This window comes from Halalkalibacter alkalisediminis (assembly GCF_028610705.1).
Lineage (GTDB): Bacteria > Bacillota > Bacilli > Bacillales > Bacillaceae_D > Halalkalibacter > Halalkalibacter alkalisediminis.
Genome location: NZ_JAQQWT010000012.1, coordinates 36311 through 59576, shown reverse-complemented (window position 1 = coordinate 59576; position 23266 = coordinate 36311). Strand labels below are relative to the sequence as shown.

Below are 23266 nucleotides of genomic sequence, written 5' to 3'. Positions count from 1 at the left end.
AGTAAAAAAGCCGGTGTCTTACATGACCAAGTCACCGGCTTCGTTTATTTTTTAGGGATTTCGCAACCATTATCATCGCAAGTTAGACCAGTTGGATCCGCAAAAGGCCCACCTTGTTCAATGATTTGATTCAGAGAATTGACAAACGTTTCCGTTTGTTGTGCTCCAGTGATCGCGTACTTTCTGTTCACAAGGAAAAATGGAACGCTACGGATGCCTAGTTCTTGAGCTTCCTGTTCATCTGCACGCACTTCATTACTCATTTTATTGCTTGCGAGCATGGTAATGACGGCCTCACGATTTAAGCCAACTTCTTCAGCTAAATCAATTAACGTGGAATGATCACCGATATGTTTGGATTCGGTGTAGTAAGCACGTAATAATCGGTCAGTCATTTCTTGCATTAAACCTTGGTCGCCTGCAAACTTTGCTAAGCGATGCGCATCAAAGGTATTTGTTAAAACTAACGTATCTAAGTGGAATTCTAGACCAGCATCTTGAGCGATTCGTACCATGTTCTGACAATTGGCCTTCGCTTGGTCTAGGCTCATTCCATATTTAGAAGCTAATTTTTCATAAATATTATATGGTACATCTCGTTCAACTGTCGGATCTAGCTCAAAAGATCGATACACAACTTTAACGGGATGTTCTAGGTTCCCAATAGCGTCCTCCAGACGCTTTTTGCCAATATAGCAAAATGGTCAAGCAAAGTCCGTCCACATTTCAATGAACAACATCGTATCTACCTCCATTAATTCAATTCCCACATAGTATAGCGATTTTCCATTGTTTTGACCACTTTTGTGCTTTTTTCCAACACGGAAAAATGATGAAGTTATATTGATTGACAGAAAACAAGAGTTCCATTACTATTCCAATAAGTCTCACCTATATGTTTGATCATTATCATATTAAGAAAGTTGCAAGAGTTGATAACTATAACAGCTATATTTAAAGAATAGAATTAGAATTATGACTGGAGCAGAGATCTAATTATTGAAGGTCAACAAAAGGCGATGTTTTCCATGACGCAAAGTGAGTTAGAAAGCTAGTTGTCAAATTATAGATGAAACAACCGAAATGACCAATGAGTTAAAAAGACGATCCTTTCATCGTCAAACGATTCGTTTCACGGCACCTTTTGGTAATCAACCTGGTGAATGACTAAAAGAAAAAGGTCGCTACCGTCAGTTATGGACGGCAGTTTTCTGTGGGCACGCCGTTCAGTGATGGTTCGCAAACTACGTGGTCTTTAGGATGTGATTTATATCAAACAGTAGGTTTTAGAGACACAACGGACTTTGACGCAATTAAAAAGCACTACCTTACGTCAATCACTGTTTTTCAAAATAACGGAGAGTGAAAATACTCCCTAAAGGTTCAATTTATCTGTGCTCTGAACATAATCGTCCCTTGCTTAGTAAGCAAGAAGGGAATTATTAATAAATGAAGGGAGTTTAGGAACAAATGAATATACGTGATGCTCTACAGGAAGAATTGAATGAAATTCGCACGAAAAGAATAGCTGCGTACAGCGAACATGCACTAGCCGTCTCAAAAGAACATTGGCAAGTTCTAAAACAGGCGATTTCTTCAGAAGCAGATACGCAAGACAGAGTGGAGTTGATAGTAGCTGAAGTAGATGGAATGATTCTAGGAAGCGTTGCTCTTTTTCCACCAAAAGCAGACGCTTATGAAGGGAAAGTAGATGAACTCGAATATTCAGAAATTCGCTTACTTGCTGTTACTCCTGAGGCACGGGGGAAAGGTGTGGCTAGAGCTTTAATAATGGAATGTGTTGAACGGACGAAAGCAAAAGGCTATGATGAGATCGGGTTACATACGGCAGATTTTATGAAAAGTGCAATTAAGTTATATGGTAGCATCGGCTTTGAACGCCTACCTGATCATGATTTTGAACCAGCCAATGACGGGGTCATTGTGAAAGCTTTTAGGCTTGGGCTTTGATCTAAGAATTTGGCTATATTCCACGTGCTTGGTTTAGGGAGAAGGTCAGACTAGAGGATGATCCGATTGAAATAGCGAGGGAAGTCCCACGCTATTTCAGCAAGGAACTATTTTAAGGTATCGCTAGGTTGTCTCCGAATGACATATTTATCATAGAAGACTTGAAAGCCATACATGACGAACGATTTCACTAAAAATAAAAGGGATAACTGAGGCTTTGAAAATCTAACAAGAGAAACATAACCGATCTTTTTAAACCAATTGAGTCCAAAGTATGTAAAAAGCGAGTCAATGATGAGATTCACTAAAACATATAACCGGAAGCTGCCATACGTATATTTTAAGGTCCAAAGTGAGCCAATGAAAAAGGGACCAAAAATTAACGGCATTTCACCTAATACATTTGGTTTTACGTTGAACGGGAACCACCACCATTTTTTCTTTTCAGCCACGCTACCTTCAGCGATTACATATAAACACATAAATAAAGCTCCTGGAAGAAATCTTTTAAATGTCTTGTATCCAATAAATGGAGTTGTCAGCCACGGCAACACAGTCATCCAAAATATATATTTATTTGTACTTTTCATTTTACCCACCCTTTAGATCATCTTGAACCATATTTTCCCCTTTTTAAATAAAGTTATGTACTAGTAATTAACCGCATGAAACCCTCTACTTTGTTTTATCTGGGTTATACGTATTCAAATCCCTCTTTTGTAAGGGGTGTTTAGATTCGTAAATAGTAAAGGAAAAGTATAGCAAAAAACGGATAGCTCATATGTAACAGTCGCTCGTTTTTTGCTGATTTGAAGATGAGTTTCCGTTTAACCACAAAAAAGTGACTCTACTTAAGATCTCAAAGTAGAGTCAGTCTTTTTATTCAAGAATGTTCAACATGTCTTAAGCATTGTTCGCATTGAGTGAAACAGGATTCATTTATTTCTACAATGTGATCCCCACAGTCATGACAGGTTTTAGGCTCTAATGTTAAAAGAGTACGAGTTGGCGGTGTCAAATGCTTTTTCATTATAAACCCTCCATTCTGTTTTATAACAGTCGATTGAAACTTAAAAGTGATCCGCGTGTCTTAAGCATTGATCACATTGGTTCAAGTAACATTCATGCATCTCATCGATCGTTTTGCCGCAATCTGTACATGTTTTCGGTTCAATATTTCTAAAGTAATCAGGTGTTGGTGTCATAGTAAATACCTCCGTTTGTTTTTTTTTGTTACCCTCATTGTAATATAACAGTTATTATAAATCAATACTGTTTTATAATAAAGATAGAATTTCTTTTCAGAATATTGTGGGTTGATTTCGTTTTGTGTTCGATCAGGGCGTCGAAGTGCTATTAAGAGGTTTGGGACGATTGATCTTTTTTAACGGAAAGGATCATCCTAGTGGTTTTCATTCTAGAAGAGTTCATGAGAAACAGTGAAGGCAAGAGACGGATGTCTCTTGCCCTCCATTGTATTAAAATGTATACGTTGAACCTACAACAATAAGTAGGATGAATAATACGACAATTAAAGTGAAGCTACTTCCAGTAACATGACTCATGAAGAATTCCTCCTTTTTGAGTGACTACACCCTATACCTATGTAGAAAAGGGTGAAATGGGTGGGCGAATGACCAGGTTTTAAGGGATTTGGGCGGTAGCCCTATTTCTCTATACTGACATGTCCTAAAATGACGGTCAGTATAATATCCCAACTCTATCACAAGATATAATCACATGACATTTAACAGAGTCAGAGGTGATGGAGATGGAATCGAGTTGGCTTTCAATACTTCCTTTTTTAGTGGTAATCCCAGTAGCGATCTATACAAAACAAGTGCTCCCAGCACTTTTTCTTGGCTTGCTGGTTGGATCCTATTTAATGGAACCTACTATTTTGGGTGGTGTTCAAGCGATGTTTGTCTACGTCGTACAAGCACTCATTGACACAAATAATATAAAAATTATTGTCTTTTTATATGCCTTTTCCGGTCTCGTTGGCATGATTAAGATGACAGGGGGAATAAGGGGGTTTGTCGAAAAAGCCGCAGAAAAAATTCAAACAAGGAAACAAGCGTTAATCTTAACGTATGTTTCGACGATTGGGACCTTCGCTGCTCCAACGTTTCGCTTTGTCACCATTGCTCCTATTATGAGAGCCTTGTTGAAGAAGGTCAAAATGACGACGGCTGAGCTAGGCTTTGTTATTGAAACGACGGCAACTCCATTCATTGTATTGATTCCTGTTGCCACAGCATTCGTCGGTTATATGGTTTCTATTATTCAAATAGCAACGGAAAACCAAGGTATCGAACTAGATCCTTACTCGCTTTTTATACAAAGCATTCCATTTAACTTTTTTTCGATTGTCACGATTCTGTTAGGGGTGTATTTAAGCTTTTTCCACCATGCCAAAAAGAAATCAGATGCACCAATGCAAATGGATGAAGAGACGGTAGAAGGGGAGGACGATTGGCATGACTGTCATCCTGGTGTGGCAAAGGAGTTACCAATAAAACCGATGAACCTCCTTTTACCATTGATTTTAGTCATTGGTTTCACATTATTTTTAACTTGGTGGGATGGGCATGTACAGGGCTTTGACTTTTTTGAAGCCTTTCTTGAAGCGGAGGTTCTAGATGCAATGGTCGTCGCTCTCCTGATTACCGTGTTAATTTCGATGGGTTTTTACCTGATTCAACGGTTTAAGTTGGAGGATTTAATTTCAGGTTTTGTCGCGGGTGGAAATGAATTAATGTCTGTTATCTTGTTGTTATCGATTGTGTGGGGGCTTTCGTCAATTACGGATGACTTAGGATTCTCAGCCTTTGTGACAGCACATTCTGGCTGGATCCCACAGATGTTCATCGCACCTCTCATTTTTGTTTTCGGTGCGGCGGTTTCCTATTTTATTGGATCGGCTTGGGGAACGTGGGGGATATTAATGCCTCTTGGAATCTCGCTGGCGACTGTAGGGGACGTGTCTCTTCCATTAGTCATTGGCGCGGTATTTGCAAGTGGGTCGTTTGGGGCATTTGCTTCACCTTTAAGTGATGATACAAATACAATCGCAAAAATTTTAGGTCTCTCGGTAATCGAATATGCCAAGTATAAGTTGAAACCGGCTCTGATTGCAGCGGGAATCACGACGGTGTTTTACGTAGCAGTGACGTTCATTCTTTAAGGGATTGCATGTAAACAAGAAATAAAGCAAAAGGATGAAATCTCAAAGATTTCATCCTTTTGCTGTTCATTAGTTATAACAAACAAACAAACAAACTGGATATTTTTTATATGATAAAGTGGAAGAGGAGGGGATCGTGTGAACCATAACGATAACGGCTAAGCAAGAAACTCTAAATAAGAGTCATACTTGTAAAATAGAGAGAGGGATTTAAATGGCTAAAAAGCGAATTGAACATGTTGGAGTTATGGTGAGAAATCTTGAAACTTCAATTAGATTTTATGAGGATATCATAGGTATGCAGTTAAAAAATACTCTTATTCATACAAATGGAGAGATTAAGTTAGCTTTCTTAGGGTTTGATCAGAAAGGTGAAACGGAACTTGAATTAATACAAGGGTATAATGATCAACTTCCTACGGAAGGGAAGGTCCATCATTTTGCTATTACGGTGGATAACCTAGACGAGGAAGTAAATCGAATTAGAGGCCTTGACGTACAATTGATTGATAAGGAGATTACGACATTACCTAACGGTACAAGGTACTTTTTCTTTCACGGACCTGATGGAGAGTGGATTGAGTTTTTTGAGAATAGAAAATAGGAAAAGGTGACTGTCTTCTGATGTGATAAAGCATTAGAGGCAGTCACCTTTTTCTTTTTCTTGTAATGTGAGAACGCGTTAAAACAGTATATTAGTAAATTAGCAAAGTAAGTCTGTTTGCTTGAAAAGAACATTTGTAATAAAAAAATATAAAAATGTAATATTCTTAAAGGACATTTAATATATTCAGTGGGAAGACAGCGTGTGACTAGCAGTTTACCCCCGATTTTTAAACACTTCAACAAATATAAATGTTTCCCTAGAGAATACAAAAAACTTTTCGAATAAAGTGATTCACCTTTGACAGTAGGAAAGGAGCTAGATGATGGCAGATGTTGTATTGGAATTAGCAGACTTACGAACTCATTTTTTTACTGATGGGGGGGAAATCCCAGCTGTGGATGGTGTCAGTATTAAGGTATATAAAGGTGAAGTAGTTGGAATTGTTGGCGAGTCTGGCTGTGGAAAAAGTGTAACATCGCTATCGGTCATGAAACTTGTTCCGAGTCCACCGGGGAAAGTGGTTGACGGCCAAATTCTCTTTAAAGGAGAAGATTTGGCACAGGCTTCTATAAAACGTATGAGAAAAATTCGTGGAAATGAAATTGCGATGATTTTTCAAGAACCTATGACTTCGTTAAATCCCTTGTTTACAATCGGTGACCAGATTATGGAAGCGATCCGTAATCACAACTCGATAAGTAAAAGACAGGCGAAAGAGCGGGCTGTTGAAATGCTTAATAAAGTAGGGATTCCACGGGCAGATCAAATTGTGGATGAGTATCCACATCAGTTATCTGGAGGAATGAGGCAACGGGTCATGATTGCCATTGCGATGTCCTGTGACCCAGAAGTGCTAATAGCGGATGAGCCGACGACGGCACTAGATGTAACGATTCAAGCTCAGATATTGGATTTGATGAGAACGTTAAATAAGGAAAATGATACAGCTATTATGCTGATTACACATGATTTAGGAGTTGTGGCTGAAATATGTGACCGTGTAGTGGTCATGTATGCAGGAAAGGTTGTTGAAGAAGGAGATGTGCGTACGATTTTAAAGGCACCTGAACATCCATATACAAAAGGGTTAATTCGCTCTTTACCGAAAATTCACCAAAAGGAAGAGCAGCTCTACTCGATTCCTGGTCAGGTTCCAAAGCCTGGTTCCATTAAGGTGGGCTGTCGTTTTGCTGCACGCTGTGAATCGGTGATGACCAAATGTTATGAGGAAGATCCTGCATTAATTTCGATCAAGGACGGTCATCACTGTCGTTGCTTCTTATATGCTGAGGAGGGAGGGCAAAACGTTGGCTAAGCTATTGCTTGAAGTGAAAAATCTCAAGAAGTACTTTGATTTAAAAGGTGGCATTTTTGGTAAGAAAGTAGGCGAGGTTAAAGCGGTTGATGACGTTTCTTTTACGGTTTATGAAGGAGAAATCCTTGGAATTGTAGGGGAGAGTGGTTGCGGGAAATCGACGACGGGAAAAACAATTCTTCGCTTAATTGAACCAACAGAAGGCAGTGTTATTTTTGATGGGAAGGATGTAACGAAGGTAAGTGAAGAAGACATGAGAAAACTTCGGCGTGATATGCAAATGATCTTTCAAGACCCATATGCCTCTTTAAATCCGCGACATTCGATTGGAAAAATAATAAGTGAGCCACTGCTAGTTCATGGGATTGGAACGGCAAAAGAGCGAAAGAAAAAGGTGAAGGAGCTACTTGAGATCGTTGGATTAAACGCCTATCATGCTTCTCGGTATCCCCATCAATTTAGTGGAGGACAACGGCAGCGAATTGGGATTGCGAGGGCGCTGGCAGTCAATCCGAAACTGCTTATTTGCGACGAACCGGTTTCGGCTCTTGATGTCTCCGTTCAATCTCAAATTTTAAACTTAATGGAGAATTTAAAAAACGAATTTCAATTAACTTATCTTTTTATTGCTCATGATTTAAGTGTGGTCAAGCATATAAGTGATCGTGTCGGTGTCATGTATTTAGGGCGTATGGTCGAGTTAGCAGGTAAAGAAGAGCTGTATGATCAACCGTTGCATCCATATACAAAAGCGCTCCTTTCAGCAGTACCTGTACCTGATCCCGATCATAAGAGTGAGCGTGTCATTTTAGAAGGCGATGTTCCAAGTCCGTCCAATCCACCAACAGGTTGTGCTTTTCACACCCGTTGTTCTGAACGTATAGATATTTGTAAGACCAAGCGTCCATCGTTTAAACGAATAGCGGATCATCATTTTGTGGCATGTCATCTTTATCCATAAAAGGCTGTCATCCACAAGATTTACATTACACTTCTAAGGGGGAAAAGCAATTGAAGAAAAAAAGCATGCTACTTTTGTTAATGCTTGTACTAGCATTAACGACATTCCTTGCTGCGTGTGGAGGGAATGATGACGCGTCTGCTCCAACAGATCAGGAAGATGGTGACAAAGATCTGGTTGTGCAAACTGAGCCTAGTGGCGATCAAGTACTCATTTTTGCTCGTGGCGGTGATTCAGTAAGTCTTGATTATGCAAGTGTAACTGATGGGGAATCTTCTCGTGTGACGAAACAGATTTATGAAACGTTAATTGAGTTTGATCAAGATTCTTTCGACATTGGACCTGGTCTTGCAACAGATTGGTCGTTCTCAGACGATGGATTAACGTTTACATTCCAACTTCGTGAAGGAGTCAAATTCCATGATGGAACTGACTTTAACGCGGAAGCGGTTAAGTTAAACTTTGAGCGTTGGGCTGATAACGAACATCCATTCAACTTCGCCAATGAGGGCTATACATATAGTGTGTATGGTACGCAATTTGGTGGCTTTAAAGGCGACGAAGGTCATGCCATTAAAGTAATTAATGTGTTAGGCGACCATGAGATTGAGTTTGTGTTAAACCATCCTTTAGGTGCCTTCATGCAAAACATGGGGATGAGTTATTTTGCCATAACGTCTCCTGCTGCGTTTGAAGAGCATGGTAGTAGAATTAATGAAAATCCTGTAGGAACGGGACCATTTAAGTTTGTAAGCTGGCAAAAAGATGACTCCATTATTTTAGAGAAGAATGAAAACTACTGGAAAGAAGGGTATCCAAAGCTAGACCGTGTTATTTTCCAAGTTATTCCCGATAATTCAGCACGTCTAACCGCTTTACGTTCTGGTCAAATTGATATTATGGATGGTTTAAATCCTGACGATATCGCAACCGTTGAGGGAGACCCTGAATTACAAATTTTTGAACGTGCAACGAATAATGTTGGTTACCTAGGTTTTAATACAGAAAAAGCTCCATTTGATAACCAATTAGTTCGTCAAGCGATCAACCACGCAATTGATAAAGAATCGTTGATTTTTGCTCTTTATAACGGGATGGCGCAGGCTGCAAAAAATGCAGTACCACCAGGGTATTTAGGATATAACGATGACATTGAAGCCTATGATTTTAATCCTGAAAAAGCAAAGAGTCTACTAGCTGAGGCTGGATATCCAGATGGCTTTGAGTTTGACCTCTGGACAATGCCAGTAGCTCGTCCGTATATGCCAGACCCTGAACGTGCAGCGGAAGCCTTGCAAGCTGACTTAGCGCAAGTCGGGTTAAAAGCAAGCATTGTCACAATGGAGTGGGCCACTTACCTTGAAAAAACAGAACAAGGTGAACAAGATATATTTATGTTAGGTTGGTCAGGTGTTAATGGAGATCCAGATTATTTCTTATCTAATCTATTAAGCTCTCATGCCATTCCAGGCGGTAACCGGACATTCTATCGAAATGAAGAGGTTACAAGCTTACTAGATCAAGCAAAAACGATTGTGGATCCAGTTGAGCGAGAAGCTCTATACAAACAAACACAAGCATTGATTCATGAGGACGCTCCAATGGTCACACTCGTTCACTCTGTTCCTGTACTAGCAGGAGCTTCTAATGTGAACAACTATGTACCACATCCGTCTACAAGTGAAGTACTAACCTACGTCGAGCTTGCCAACTAATCCGAACGGAAAAGGGTAGCAGATCGAAACTCTGCTACCCTTTTTTTTTGAAAATGAGGATTTAAACATGAAGAAAACTTGGCAAGCCCTTGTGATTGCAGGATAGACTTTTTGATGAAAACGCGGATGACCAAGCTTTCTTTACGTTTAAATCTTCAAAAAGGTTTTCATACATTAACTGATCAAGAACTGGGGTGAACGAGTATGTTTGCATATACCATTCGAAGGATGTTCATGCTTTTACCCGTATTGATAGGCATGTCACTCGTAACGTTTTCGATCATTCATTTAATACCTGGTAATCCAGCTCAAACGATCCTTGGAGAACAGGCGACACCGCAAGCGATTAACGACTTAGAGGAACGTCTAGGATTAAATGAACCTTACATTGTTCAATACGGAGTCTATGTTAAGGATTTAGCAACGGGTGATTTAGGAACATCTTTACGGACCAAAAGACCGATTAATGAAGAAATTTGGCCTTATTTAGCCGCAACCATTGAATTAACCTTTTTTGCGATGTTATTCGCGATTGTAATCGGAGTCAATGCCGGAATTATCAGTGCGTGGAAGCAAAATTCTTGGTTTGATTACTTGGCTATGTTAATTGCTTTAGTCGGTGTGTCCATGCCTATTTTTTGGCTTGCTTTAATGGAACAATGGATTTTTGCGCAAGAACTGAGGTGGCTTCCAGCATTCGGTCGTGATAATCCACGTGATCCTATAACCGCGATTACACACCTTTATGTTGTAGATTCGATTCTTGCTAGCAGGTGGGATCAGCTTTGGGTGGCGCTTAAACACTTAATTTTACCAGCGATTGCTTTAGGAACCATACCAATGGCGATTATTGCCCGGATGACTCGTTCAAGCATGCTTGAAGTCTTGCGTTCCGATTATATTCGTACCGTCTACGCGAAAGGATCTCATACCATGTTGGTTATTTACAAACATGCGTTAAAAAATGCAACGATTCCAGTCCTAACCGTCATTGGATTACAAACCGGCGCGTTACTAGGTGGAGCGATATTAACAGAAACGATCTTTAGTTGGCCAGGGATTGGGCGTTATATTTTTGAGGCGATTGGTTATCGAGATTACCCGGTTATTCAATCTGGGATTTTAATAGTGGCAACGATGTTCGTGATGATTAACTTAATGGTCGACTTGTTGTATTCGTACATCGATCCACGGATTAAATATTAAAGGGGAGGGAGAAAAATGGATACAACCCAAACGGAGCAGAAACATTGGCCGGGAAACAATCGATCTCCACATCTTAAGGAAGAACAAGTAGAGGCGGTATCTCCGTGGAAAGATGCGATGAGACAGTTGATGAAAAATAAACTAGCTGTTGCTGGAATCGTAATCATCGTATTCTTTATTGCAGTGGCTATCTTTGCACCCCTTCTTTCTGGATACTCGTATGATGAAACGCATCTTCAAAATCGCTTACAAGCTCCCTCTTCTGAGCACTGGTTTGGTACAGATGACCTGGGCCGAGATACGTTTAGCCGTATTGCTTATGGAGCAAGAATTTCGCTTTGGGTCGGTTTCTTTGCTGTCACAGGTGCGCTCTTTTTTGGAACGTTACTAGGCATCATTGCAGGCTATTATGGACGCTGGATTGATATGTTGATTTCTCGTATTTTTGATATCATGCTTGCTTTCCCAAGTATATTACTAGCTATCGCGATCGTTGCTATTTTAGGGCCATCCTTACAGAACGCTTTAATCGCGATCGCCATTATTAATATCCCTATCTTTGGACGCCTCGTTCGCTCAAAGGTCATTAGTTTACGAGAAGAAGAGTATATAATGGCTGCGAAAGCACAAGGAATGAAAAATGGACGCATTATTCTTCATCATATTCTACCAAATAGTTTAGCTCCCATTATCGTTCAAGCGACATTAGGATTTGGGACGGCGATCTTGGAAGCGGCAGCCTTAGGCTTCCTTGGACTCGGCGCCCAAGCCCCCATGCCCGAGTGGGGGAAAATGCTTTCGGATTCTCGTCAATATATTCAAACCGCGCCTTGGACAGTTCTATTCCCGGGGTTTTCTATCATGCTAGTCGTATTAGGATTTAATATGATTGGAGATGGACTACGCGATGCGCTGGATCCGAAGATGAAGAATTAACTCAAAGGAGTTGATTGTTGCTGCTTAGTAATTTCGTGTGTAGTTGTAAGTAGCTTTGTTCTTGTTCTGGTAAGTGTGGCTTTTGTATTTAATGGTTTTTTAATGATAAGTTAGTTTAGCCTCGAAAAATCTTATAGCATGTTAGAATAATAATTTTCAAGTTAGATAATCTAACAAAAACAAACCGTTCTGAAAAAAGGTTAGGTAAAATACACTTAATTAAGTTGGGTTGGCAATGGAGCCAATTTAGAAAGATTTAGGTAAAGAGACTTTTAAACCAGACAAAAGAATAGATTCATTGGCAAAGGTGCCTGGTACTATATGATGAGTTATTACTCTCAATCTATAGGTCAGGCACCTTTTTGTCTTGTTAGAATGTTTCAATATGTAACAATAAAGAAGTTTAGAAGTGTGTATGGAGTCTTAACTCATGCAAGCGCGATCGCTCATTCTATTACTACAGGGGGTTTGGATATGTCCAATTTAGGAACTTATGTGATTTATATCATTATGGCTTGTGCAATCATTGGGGCTTTTGCTTCTATTAAGAATTCAGAAAAGGGACTCGGTAAAGAGTTTATGGAAGGCTTGCATTCAGTTGGATATATATTCGTACCTGCAGCTGGAATCATGGCTTCAATCCCTTATTTATCCACTTTTATTTCTGCTTTTTTTGGTCCTATCTTTGATACGTTAGGGGCAGATCCTGCGATTGCGGCTACTGCGATTATTGCAGTAGATATGGGGGGCTATCAGTTAGCGGACGCTTTAGCCCAAACTCGTGAAGGGTGGGTTATGGCCATGACCGTTGGGTATATGGCTGGAGCAACGATTGTTTTCTCCATCCCCATGGGACTTGCGATGTTAGATCAACGGGATCATAAATACATGGCATTAGGTGTAATGGCCGGAATCTTATCTATTCCAATTGGTGTTTTAATCACGAGTGTGATCATTGCGATTTCTAATCCAGACATACGTGATGTCATTTCAACGAATTCCGATGCAACCTATCAATTGGCGCTTGGTTTTGGATCTATTTTTGTGAATTTAGTTCCGCTTGTTGTCTTGGTGATAGTCATCGCACTTGGTTTGCGGTTTTATCCTGACTTTATGGTAAAAGCATTTATGATTTTTGGGAAATTGATGGATTCAGGAATTAAGCTAGTTCTCGTCTTTTCTATTGTTGAATATTTTACAGGGGTGTTCTCAACATTCTTTGGTTACTGGGGATTTGATCCGATTATTGCTGATGAACAAGATCAGTTCCGGGCACTTGAAACAGCAGGTTATATTGGAATTATGCTAGCAGGTGCGTTTCCAATGGTTTACTTAATCCGTAAGTACTTATCAAAACCTTTAGAAGCTGTTGGAAAGAAAGTAGGATTGAATGCTGTTGGAAGTGCAGGAATTCTAGCGTCCAGTGCAAATATTTTAGCAATGTTCCGTCTCATTCGATCCATGCGTCCGAAAGATAAAGTCCTAAATATCGCTTTTGCTGTGTGTGCAGCCTTTTTACTTGGAGACCATCTTTCCTTTACAGCAAACTTTCAACCTAATCTTATTTTGCCGATTATAGCTGGTAAACTTATAGCTGGAATTGCAGCCATTGGACTTGCTCATTGGTTATGTGTAAATAAGGCATTGGAGCTAGAGAAAGAGGATAGGAAGCAAGGTATTATTGGAGAAACGGAATATCTAGAAGAGCATAGTAAATCAGAACAATTTGATAAAAAAGCTGTGTAACGGATGATTTATGTAGTGGTACAATAAAAAGAAATCCTCTACTACATAGGGAAATGCAAGCTTTAAAGAAGGAACTGATCAACATGATAGACATAGAGAGTTTAAATAAGGTGTGTTTAACAGAAGAACAAAGACAAATGTTGATTCATCTGTCGGAAAATTTGCAAATTATCGCTGATATCTCACAAGCAGACGTGTTCATTGATTGTCTTCTATCAGATAATCAGGCGATCGTTGTAGCGGAAGCAATTCCTAACACGACGCAATCCCTTTATAAAAATAGCGTCTTGGGGGAAATTGCCTTTGAAGAAACAGAACCTGGAGTCATGTTTAGTCTGAAATCAGGGAAGCCAATTGTTCGTTCACGGGGAATTACTCAGGAGAATGTTGTGATGCAGCAAGATATTGTTCCAATTAACGATTTAGCTGGGAAGACCATTGCGGTCTTAATAAAAGAATCTGACATCTCACACGACCTCGAAAATGAAAAGAGAATTAAAACACTCCTGCAAAGTACAAATGAGGAAAAACAGGAATTAGTCAAAACGATTACGGTGCAAGAAATTCATCATCGAGTGAAGAATAATTTACAAGTGGTTGCAAGCCTACTACGTTTACGCATGCGCCGTGCTTCATCTAAGGAAGTAGCGGAAGTGTTTCGTGACAGCTCTTCGCGGATTTCGAGTATGGCAATGATTCATGATTATTTAGCTCAAAATGGTATGGAAGAAACGGATGTCAAATTTGTCATGGAGAGAATTGCTACATTATTAATCTCCTCCTCAAGCACACCGGAAAAAGAGATCTTGCTTTCTGTTAAAGGAGAGTCCTTGTTTCTTCCTGCTGAGAAAGCAACATCTCTTGCTTTGGTTGTGATTGAACTGGTTCAAAACAGCATTAAACATGCTTTTAAGACCGAAAACATTAGGAACATTAAAATTGATGTTAAGTGTCGAAAACAAATGGTCTATCTGACTGTTAGTGATGATGGTTGTGGGATGGATGAAACGATGACGAAGAAAAAATCGTCGTTAGGTCTTCAAATCGTTGAGATGCTGGTGGAAGAGCAATTACAAGGCGTACTCTCATACTTTTATTCGAATAGAGGGACGATGGTCACAATCACGTTCCCTTTCATAGACAGGGAGATCCAATGAAACGTTTAAAAATTTTAATTGTAGATGACGAACCGATTACTAGATTAGATTTAAAAGAAATGCTTGAGGAAAATGGTTATGAGGTTGTAGGTGAAGGGAAAAATGGCAATGAAGCTATTGAAAAAGCCCGTACGTTACAACCTGACCTGATCATTATGGATGTGAAGATGCCTGAAATGAATGGTGTTAAGGCTGCATCCGTTATTAGGGGCTTCTCCGATTGTGCCGTTTTATTACTAACAGCTTATAGCTACCGAGAATTAATTGAAGATGCAAAAAAAGCTTCCATAAACGCATATCTCGTTAAGCCAGTTAAGGAAAGAGAACTGCTTCCGGCTATTGAAATTGCTTTTAGCCAACGTGAACAACTCCAGACTTTAAACGAAAAAGTCAAAAAAATGGAACAAAAAATGGAGGACCGCAAAAAAATTGAAAAGGCAAAAGGCATTCTCATGAAGGAATGGAATTGTTCTGAAGAGCAAGCATACCGACAAATGAGGCAGAAGAGTATGAGCAATCAAATGTCTTTGATTAAATTAGCTGAACAGATAATCGAGAGAAGTTAATCAATCATGAAAAGCAACGGCGCTTTGAATATCCTTTACTACAAATAGTAAGGTTCATTCGGAGCGCCTTTTTCATAAGAGGGAGGAAACTTATGAATGAAAGCTGGATTACAAGTATTGGGCTTGATATCGGAACGAGTACAACGAAATTTATTGTCAGCCACTTACTAATAGCGGAAAAAGGAAATCATTTTAGTCTACCAAGCTGTCAAATTGTCGATCGGAAAATCACATATGCAAGTCGGATATACACCACTCCACTAAAAAACGATTATGAAATTGATATGAATCAATTAGCAGATCTTTTGGCTTATGAATATCGTCAATCACAAACTGATTTACAGGATGTAAAAGCAGGAGCAGTCATTATTACAGGGGAAACAGCAGGAAAACAAAATGCAGAAACCATCATCCATTACTTAGCGGATCGTGCAGGTGATTTTGTTGTGGCAACAGCGGGTGCTTCGTTAGAAGGAGTACTTGCAGGAAAAGGATCTGGTGCGATGCAACGTTCAGAGAAGGTTGAAGGTGTGATTGCCAATATTGATATCGGTGGTGGTACGGCGAATGTTGCCTTATTTCAGCAAGGAAAAGCGATTCAAACATTTACATTCCATGTGGGTGGAAGGCTCATTCGTTTAACAGAAGAAGGTAGGGTTGAATATAGTTCAACTCACATTCAGTCATGGCTTGCCGCGAATCAATTAACATGTAAAAAAGGAGACTTGATTTCCTATGATGCACTTGAAAAAGTGTGCATGACCATGAGTGAAAGCATGATTTCTTATTTGACGTCTTCTCCTAAGTATGAGTGTGAATTATTACTGGTTGAAAAGATGACCCACATAGTTCCACCGATTACAGAGATCATTTATTCAGGTGGCGTTGGCCAAATGATGATTGATGAAAATCCTGTAAACATAAAGGAAGTAACTAAATATGGTGATATCGGTCCTCTTCTTGCCAAAACATTAGTGTCTGCAGCGAGTGACTCTTCAATGAAACGGAGAAAAGCGATTGAGACAACGAGAGCAACCGTAATGGGTGCTGGGATGCAAAACACTGAGGTAAGTGGGGCCACGGTTTTTGTCGATAAATCCCTTCTTCCAATAAAAAACATACCTATTATATCAGTGAAAGTAGAAGAGGACGGTCAATGGAAAAAAGAACTTTTTCATGCACGTCTAGATCAAATTTTGTTACAAGCAAGAGGGATCTTTGATATCCGTCATGATCCACCCTTTGCTTTAGCGTTATCAGATATTCAATTTTGTAGCTATGACATATTACAAGAAATCAGTTCATCTGCTTATGAAACATTTTCGAGAATTTTTCCGGATTCTAAAGTACTTGTTGTTATTTGTGAGGCTGATATGGCCAAAGCTCTGGGGCAAGCTTTGACGAAAATCAATCAAATAGATTTACGCATCATTTGCATTGATCAAGTAGATTTTACACATGGAGATTATATTGATTTGGGTTTACCTGTCGCAGGTGAGGCTATTTCGATTTCGATTAAAACATTGGCATTTTAATAATTTTTTGAGGTGAAGAGGATGTTTAAACAAACCACTTTGTTAGGGCGAACCTATCAATTTCATAGTTTGAAAGAAATTTTGGCAAAAGCAAATGAGGATCGCTCAGGAGATCAGCTTGCAGGGATTGCGGCCGAAAGCATGAAAGAGCGAATGGCGGCAAAAGTTGTTTTAGCCGATTTGACACTTGCTGATATCCGTAATTACCCACTGCTATCAGCAGAAGAAGATGAAGTGTCGAGAGTGATTGAAGAGAATGTACAAGAGAGTACGTATGCAGTAGTGAAGGATTGGACAGTTGCCGATTTACGTGAATATATTTTAAGTGATTTGCAATCTGGAACAGACCTATTGACTCTAGGTGAAGGATTAACAAGTGAGATGATAGCAGCTGTTACAAAACTGATGTCCAATCTTGACTTAATTCAAGCTGCATCAAAGATTGAGGTTTTAACAACGTGCCAAACGCAAATCGGTCAGAAGGGGGTGCTGGCTTCAAGAGCACAACCGAATCATCCTTCAGATCATTTAAAAGGAATGCGCGCCTCTCTATATGAAGCTTTAAGCTATGGAATTGGAGATGCGGTTATAGGTATTAATCCAGTAATCGATACTACAGATAATATATTTGCCCTATTGAGCGAAACCAAAGAGATCATTGATCAATTTTCAATTCCTACGCAAAACTGTGTACTTTCACACGTAACGAGTCAAATGAGAGCGATTGAAAAAGGGGCTCCGGCCGATATGATTTTTCAAAGTCTAGCAGGTACTCAAGCGGGAAACGAATCATTTGGGATTTCTGTTTCCTTAATTGAGGAAGCGAACGCACTAATTCAGCAAAAAGGAACGGCAACTGGTTCAAACCGTTGGTATTTTGAGACAGGTCAAGGATCGGAACTCTCATCGGAGGCACACTTTGATATTGATCAGGTGACACTAGAAGCAAGATGCTACGGTTTCGCAAAAAAGTATCAGCCGTTCTTGGTCAATACAGTTGTTGGTTTCATTGGACCTGAGTATTTGTATAATAGCAAGCAAGTCATTCGTGCTGGACTAGAAGACCATTTTATGGGAAAAATGCACGGCTTACCGATGGGAGTCGACGTTTGTTATACGAACCACATGGATGCGGATCAAAATGACATGGATAACCTGAGTATGTTACTAACATCAGCAGGAGTGAATTTCGTGATTGGTGTCCCAATGGCCGATGATTGTATGTTAAATTATCAATCGTTAAGCTACCATGACATTGCGACATTAAGAAATATCTCAGGTGCGAAGCCAACACCAGTTTTTGAAAAATGGTTAGAAAATCAAGGGATTATGTGGAACGGTTCGTTAACAAATCTAGCTGGTAATCCAACGTTATTCTTAAATAAGAGGTAGAAGGAGTGGAAACATGACCATACCTAATGACATGTACTCTGTAAATAAATTAAAGGAATTTACCCCTGCGCGTATCGGAGTAGGCCGAACAGGAACAAGGCCGTTGACGAAGGATGTGTTGTCCTTTCGGATTGATCATGCTGCAGCCGTTGACTCAGTATATGGAGAAGTATCTGAGGACCTATTAAAGCAATTAGATTTATTTACTGTGAGCACGTGCTATGAAACGAAGGAAAACTATTTAAAACGACCAGACCATGGGAGACTTCTATCAACAAAAGGAATGAATTGGATAAAAGAGTGCTGCATGAAAAATCCTCAGGTCCAAATTGTTATCTCAGATGGTTTAAGTGCTAGTGCGATTGAAGAAAATGTAAGAGATGTTTTCCTTACCTTACAAGATTCACTTTCATCCTATGGGTTAGAAACAGGGACTCCGTTCTTTTTAAAAGGAGGAAGAGTAGGGTGCATGGATGCAATAGGAGAAGTGTTAAAGCCAGATGCTTTCATTCTATTAATCGGTGAGAGACCCGGTCTTGTAACGGCTAAATCACTCAGCGCTTATATGTGTTACCAACCGCGAAAAGGGATAAAAGAATCGAGTAGAATGGTTATTTCGAACATTCATCGCGGTGGAACCCCTCCAGTCGAAGCGGCAGCCCATATTGGTACCATCATTCATAAAATGCTAGAACAAAAAACGAGCGGAGTGAATTTGATTTTATAAGATTTTCGCTCCTTAAACATAGCCCTTTCTTACACTTAAATGTTTTTTACTTTGTCATAAACCACTCGAAATTTTATTTTTTGGGTGGTTTTTTCAATTCTAGAAATCCTGAAAAGTGATTATTTCAGTAGCTCAATTAAGATACACACTTGTTGCCATTAGTTGTCGACGCTTACTAAAGACACATTAGAACAAGAAAGGAATTAATAGTTTGTTCAAATCAACTAGAAAAAATGATCTACAACCCTTGTTCTTGAGAAAGCTCGATTCATCATTTCTTGTAGATGTAAAAAAGGCGAAAATTCAGTTTATTTAAGAAAATAAAACAAAAGGGTTGTATCTCATCTTAGTCAATGGTAATATACTATTTAATTTAGTGTATAACATATTTAAGTTTTATCGGTTATATAGTATGTCACATTTTAGTTTTAATAAGCATTTATAACATAATGGTTTATTTAGAATCATTGGGGGAAGTTTGAAAAACAATAAACGACCGTTTGTCAAACATTGCAGTTATAAGCCAACTCCTAATGTTTTAAATGACTGGAGTACATATCTAATGCTCACCTAAGCTACTAAACTTACAAACGAATACAAACGTAAAAGGGGGATCGAATGTGAATAATAAGGAAATGGTCTACGTTGTTTCTGACTCAGTTGGAGAAACGGCTGAGTTGATGGTGAGAGCCGTTGCTACACAATTTAATGGGGGAAATGTTGAAATTCAACATTATTCCTTTGTAGAGGACATCAAAGATCTTGAGAACATCATCGCTGTTGCAAAATATAGTCATTCGATCATTGCCTACACGATCGTCATCCCTGAGTTAAAACAATATTTAGATGGGAAGGCTAAAGAAGAAGGAATCACAGCGATCGATCTAATGAATCCTCTTATGGAAGCTTTTGCAAAAAAATTTAATAAAGACCCTAAACGGGAACCAAGGCTCATGCGGAAATTAGATGATAACTATTTTCGAAGAGTGGAAGCGGTTGAGTTCGCCGTAAAATATGATGATGGTCAAGATGTACGAGGGCTTAAACGGGCCGATATTGTGTTAATTGGTGTTTCTCGGACATCGAAAACACCCCTTTCTATGTATTTGGCTCATAAGAGATTTAAGGTAGCAAATGTCCCTTTAGTACCAGAAGTAGCACCTCCTAGTGAACTGTTTGAACTGCCGAGAAATAAATGTGTGGGGCTAGTAATCACACCAGATAAATTAAATGAAATTCGGAAGGAACGATTAAAACATTTAGGCTTGATGCCGGTTGCGAATTACGCAGATTTCGACCGGATCTTGGAAGAATTAGATTATGCGGAGAAGATCATGAAACGTATAGGTTGTCCTATTATTAACGTCTCAAACAAGGCAGTAGAAGAGACGGCCGATGTTCTATTAGCAATGTTAAAAAAGAGGGGAGTTTGATAGAATGAATAAATTTGTATTTATGTTCAATGAGGGGAACGGCAAGAAAAAGGAACTATTAGGAGGGAAGGGAGCAAATCTGGCAGAAATGACGCGAATCGGTTTGCCTGTTCCTTATGGGTTTACCATTTCAACGGAAGCTTGTAATGCTTATTACGATGCAGATAAATCACTTCCATCCAAGATCGAACTTCAAGTCTTAAAAGCTCTTCAAAATTTAGAAGATCAAACAGGGAAAAGACTTGGCGATCCGTCTAATCCATTGCTCGTCTCTGTCCGCTCTGGTGCTGTCCATTCGATGCCAGGGATGATGGATACTGTTTTAAACCTTGGGATGAATGATGAAACGGTGGAAGGGATGGCGGAGCTGACAAACAATGCTCGTTTTGCGTATGATTCTTACCGCAGGTTTATTCAAATGTTTAGTGATGTGGTCTTAAACATCGATGGTTTTTACTTTGAGCAACTATTGGGAGAAATCAGGGAAGAAAAAGGCTATCAAACAGATCCTGAAATGTCAGCCGAGGATTGGAAAGAAGTTATTAAAGGATATAAAGAAATCGTGAAAAAGTATGCGAAGAGAGCTTTTCCTGAAGAGCCGAAGGAGCAATTATTCCTATCGATTAGTGCTGTATTTGATTCTTGGAATAACCAACGTGCGATCGTCTACCGTCGTCTTCAAAAAATCCCTGGACATCTTGGAACAGCGGTCAATATTCAAAGTATGGTGTTTGGAAATATGGGAGACGATTCGGGTACAGGTGTTGCGTTTACACGTAATCCTTCTACTGGGGAAGCGAAGCTTTATGGAGAATATTTAATTAATGCGCAAGGTGAGGATGTCGTAGCAGGGATTCGCACCCCTCAGCCGATTGTGACACTTCAAAATGAAATGCCAGAAGTCTATCAGCAGTTTGTTGAGACTTGTAATCTTCTAGAAAAGCATTACCAAGACATGCAGGACATTGAATTTACGGTAGAACGCGGGAAGCTCTTCATTCTCCAAACTCGGACTGGGAAAAGAACAGCTGAAGCAGCGATTCGTATAGCCGTTGAATTAGTGGGAGAACAGATTATTAACAAAAAAGAAGCGATTCTCCGTGTAGATCCTGAGCAGTTAAATCAGCTTCTTCATAGTCGCATTGATGATTCATTTGAACGGAACCCAATTGCAAAAGGTTTACCAGCCTCTCCGGGAGCCGCAACGGGGCAAGTTGTATTTGATGCAGATGAAGCAGAAAAATTGGCGAAGGATGACCAAAAAGTCATCTTGGTCCGTCCAGAAACGACTCCTGACGATATTCATGGGATTGTCGCTGCAAAAGCGACAGTTACAAGCCGCGGAGGAATGACCAGTCACGCAGCGGTTGTGGCAAGAGGAATGGGAAAAGCTTGTATTTGTGGGTGTGAATCTTTAAATATTGATGTAAAAGCAAGGCAGTTTAAAGTAGGGGACACAGTCGTGAAGCAAGGGGACATTATTACGATTGATGGATCAACAGGAGAAATTATTTTAGGTGAAATTCCAATGATCGCACCAAAGCTCTCGAATGAATTTCAATTACTACTTACATGGGCAGATGAAGAGCGGAGACTTGGCGTACGAGCTAATGCGGATAACCCAGAAGACGCGAGAAAAGCCTTTGAATTTGGCGCAGGTGGTATTGGATTATGTCGTACAGAGCACATGTTTATGGATGCACATCGAATCCCGATTGTGCAAGAAATGATTCTAGCAGACAGCTACGCAGAGCGCGAAGAAGCTCTTAGTAAGCTATTGCCTATGCAACAAGAAGATTTTGAGGGGATTTTTGAAGTAATGCAGGGACACCCTGTCACCATTCGTTTATTAGATCCTCCACTTCATGAGTTCTTACCAGACAAGGAAGAGTTACTGGTCGAAGTGACAAAGCTTCAAATCACAGATCCCACTTCTAAAGAACTAAAAGAGAAGGAAGACCTTTTACGGAAAGTACGTCACTTAGATGAATCGAATCCGATGCTAGGGCATCGTGGCTGCCGACTTGGAATGAGCCACCCTGAGATCTATGTCATGCAAGCAAAAGCCATTTTCTATGCGATTGTGAAAGTTATGGAAAAAGGCATTGACGTGAGTCCTGAAATCATGATTCCTCTAGTAGGCCATGTGAATGAGTTAAAAGAGATGCGCCAATTGGTAATGAATGTCGGACTGCAAGTGAAGGAAGAAACAGGGCTAGATTTCAACTATCTGATTGGAACAATGATTGAAGTGCCACGTGCAGCCCTAACGGCTGACCAGATTGCTGAAGAAGCTGACTTCTTCTCCTTTGGCACGAATGACTTAACGCAAACGACTTTTGGATATAGCCGTGATGACGCAGAAGGAAAATTCCTTCAGGCTTATATTGAGAACAAAACACTACCAGAAAATCCATTCGCGACTCTTGATCAAGAAGGCGTTGGAAAGCTAGTAGAAACAGGTGTGAAACTTGGTAGAGGAACGAAGCCTGGCTTGAAAACAGGGATTTGCGGTGAACATGGTGGGGAACAACATTCTATCCAATTCTGCCATGAAGTAGGACTTGATTATGTTAGTTGCTCCCCGTACCGTGTACCACTTGCACGCCTGGCAGCAGCACAAGCGAGTATTAAGAGTGAGTTAAGACAGTCGGTTGTTAAAGTTCGAGTTTAATATAGGTCACGGAAGCTGCCCATTTGGGCAGCTTTTTGTTTGATAGAGGCTGTGACGCAACGAAGCTAGAAGAAGTCAAGTCCTTAATAATATTGTGTAAATTGTTTTCAAATGTTTTTTCAACTATAAAACATGTAT

The 23266-nt window shown here is 39.8% G+C and carries 21 protein-coding genes; 16 read left to right on the top strand and 5 right to left on the bottom strand.

The genetic code is table 11. The features are described 5' to 3' along the window. Nucleotides 1-44 precede the first annotated feature (44 nt). On the bottom strand, nt 45-692 hold the full coding sequence (locus PQ474_RS15890; protein ID WP_273845347.1) for a DsbA family oxidoreductase: 648 nt from the start codon (nt 690-692) through the stop codon (nt 45-47). A 778-nt stretch (nt 693-1470) separates the two neighbouring features. Here PQ474_RS15890 and PQ474_RS15885 point away from each other — a divergent pair. Then, nucleotides 1471-1971: a GNAT family N-acetyltransferase gene (locus PQ474_RS15885; protein ID WP_273845231.1), complete on the top strand. Its 501-nt coding sequence runs from the start codon at nt 1471-1473 to the stop codon at nt 1969-1971. Nucleotides 1972-2078: 107 nt separating this feature from the next. Here the strand turns inward: PQ474_RS15885 and PQ474_RS15880 are convergent, their stop codons facing one another. The 4 genes from PQ474_RS15880 to PQ474_RS15865 all read right to left on the bottom strand — a co-directional run bounded on the left by PQ474_RS15880 (nt 2079) and on the right by PQ474_RS15865 (nt 3536). Then, entirely contained in the window at nt 2079-2561 is a 483-nt protein-coding gene (locus PQ474_RS15880) for a hypothetical protein (protein WP_273845229.1), read from the bottom strand. A 293-nt stretch (nt 2562-2854) separates the two neighbouring features. Then, on the bottom strand, nt 2855-3001 hold the full coding sequence (yhfH, locus tag PQ474_RS15875; protein WP_273845227.1) for a protein YhfH: 147 nt from the start codon (nt 2999-3001) through the stop codon (nt 2855-2857). A gap of 40 nt (nt 3002-3041) precedes the next feature. After that, nucleotides 3042-3176, bottom strand: coding sequence for a protein YhfH (yhfH, locus tag PQ474_RS15870; protein ID WP_273845224.1), 135 nt, complete (start codon nt 3174-3176; stop codon nt 3042-3044). A 273-nt stretch (nt 3177-3449) separates the two neighbouring features. Further along, nucleotides 3450-3536, bottom strand: a complete 87-nt coding sequence (locus PQ474_RS15865; protein ID WP_273845345.1) for a YjcZ family sporulation protein — start codon at nt 3534-3536, stop codon at nt 3450-3452. A 206-nt stretch (nt 3537-3742) separates the two neighbouring features. Between PQ474_RS15865 and PQ474_RS15860 the strand changes: the two genes are divergently transcribed. From PQ474_RS15860 to ppdK, 15 genes are all read left to right on the top strand, one after another. Beyond that, nucleotides 3743-5158, top strand: coding sequence for a Na+/H+ antiporter NhaC family protein (locus PQ474_RS15860; protein WP_273845221.1), 1416 nt, complete (start codon nt 3743-3745; stop codon nt 5156-5158). 214 nt (nt 5159-5372) lie between these two features. Further along, entirely contained in the window at nt 5373-5762 is a 390-nt protein-coding gene (locus PQ474_RS15855; protein WP_273845219.1) for a VOC family protein, read from the top strand. A 325-nt stretch (nt 5763-6087) separates the two neighbouring features. Next, the gene (locus tag PQ474_RS15850) at nt 6088-7080 is read left to right on the top strand and encodes an ABC transporter ATP-binding protein (protein ID WP_273845216.1); all 993 of its coding nucleotides are present in this window, start codon (nt 6088-6090) and stop codon (nt 7078-7080) included. Beyond that, nucleotides 7073-8041, top strand: a complete 969-nt coding sequence (locus PQ474_RS15845) for an ABC transporter ATP-binding protein (RefSeq protein WP_273845214.1) — start codon at nt 7073-7075, stop codon at nt 8039-8041. Before PQ474_RS15850 ends, PQ474_RS15845 begins: the two co-directional genes overlap by 8 nt. A 65-nt stretch (nt 8042-8106) precedes the next feature. After that, entirely contained in the window at nt 8107-9756 is a 1650-nt protein-coding gene (locus PQ474_RS15840) for an ABC transporter substrate-binding protein (RefSeq protein WP_273845343.1), read from the top strand. A gap of 204 nt (nt 9757-9960) precedes the next feature. Continuing rightward, nucleotides 9961-10962, top strand: a complete 1002-nt coding sequence (locus PQ474_RS15835; RefSeq protein WP_273845211.1) for an ABC transporter permease — start codon at nt 9961-9963, stop codon at nt 10960-10962. 15 nt (nt 10963-10977) lie between these two features. Then, entirely contained in the window at nt 10978-11898 is a 921-nt protein-coding gene (gene nikC, locus PQ474_RS15830; protein WP_273845207.1) for a nickel transporter permease, read from the top strand. Nucleotides 11899-12372: 474 nt separating this feature from the next. Continuing rightward, nucleotides 12373-13644: an ethanolamine utilization protein EutH gene (eutH, locus tag PQ474_RS15825; RefSeq protein ID WP_273845200.1), complete on the top strand. Its 1272-nt coding sequence runs from the start codon at nt 12373-12375 to the stop codon at nt 13642-13644. An 83-nt stretch (nt 13645-13727) separates the two neighbouring features. Next, nucleotides 13728-14801: a sensor histidine kinase gene (locus PQ474_RS15820; RefSeq protein ID WP_273845196.1), complete on the top strand. Its 1074-nt coding sequence runs from the start codon at nt 13728-13730 to the stop codon at nt 14799-14801. After that, nucleotides 14798-15367: an ANTAR domain-containing response regulator gene (locus tag PQ474_RS15815; RefSeq protein ID WP_273845193.1), complete on the top strand. Its 570-nt coding sequence runs from the start codon at nt 14798-14800 to the stop codon at nt 15365-15367. The genes PQ474_RS15820 and PQ474_RS15815 overlap by 4 nt, the downstream gene beginning before the upstream one ends. 92 nt (nt 15368-15459) lie before the next feature. Beyond that, a complete protein-coding gene (locus tag PQ474_RS15810; protein WP_273845190.1) occupies nt 15460-16902 on the top strand; it encodes an ethanolamine ammonia-lyase reactivating factor EutA in 1443 nt (480 codons plus the stop codon). Nucleotides 16903-16923: 21 nt separating this feature from the next. Further along, nucleotides 16924-18294, top strand: coding sequence for an ethanolamine ammonia-lyase subunit EutB (locus tag PQ474_RS15805; protein WP_273845187.1), 1371 nt, complete (start codon nt 16924-16926; stop codon nt 18292-18294). Nucleotides 18295-18307: 13 nt separating this feature from the next. After that, entirely contained in the window at nt 18308-19021 is a 714-nt protein-coding gene (gene eutC / locus PQ474_RS15800; protein ID WP_273845183.1) for an ethanolamine ammonia-lyase subunit EutC, read from the top strand. A gap of 620 nt (nt 19022-19641) precedes the next feature. Further along, complete coding sequence (locus tag PQ474_RS15795) at nt 19642-20454, top strand: pyruvate, water dikinase regulatory protein (protein ID WP_273845180.1); 813 nt, start codon at nt 19642-19644, stop codon at nt 20452-20454. A gap of 4 nt (nt 20455-20458) precedes the next feature. Further along, nucleotides 20459-23128, top strand: a complete 2670-nt coding sequence (gene ppdK / locus PQ474_RS15790; protein ID WP_273845177.1) for a pyruvate, phosphate dikinase — start codon at nt 20459-20461, stop codon at nt 23126-23128. Nucleotides 23129-23266: the final 138 nt, after the last annotated feature.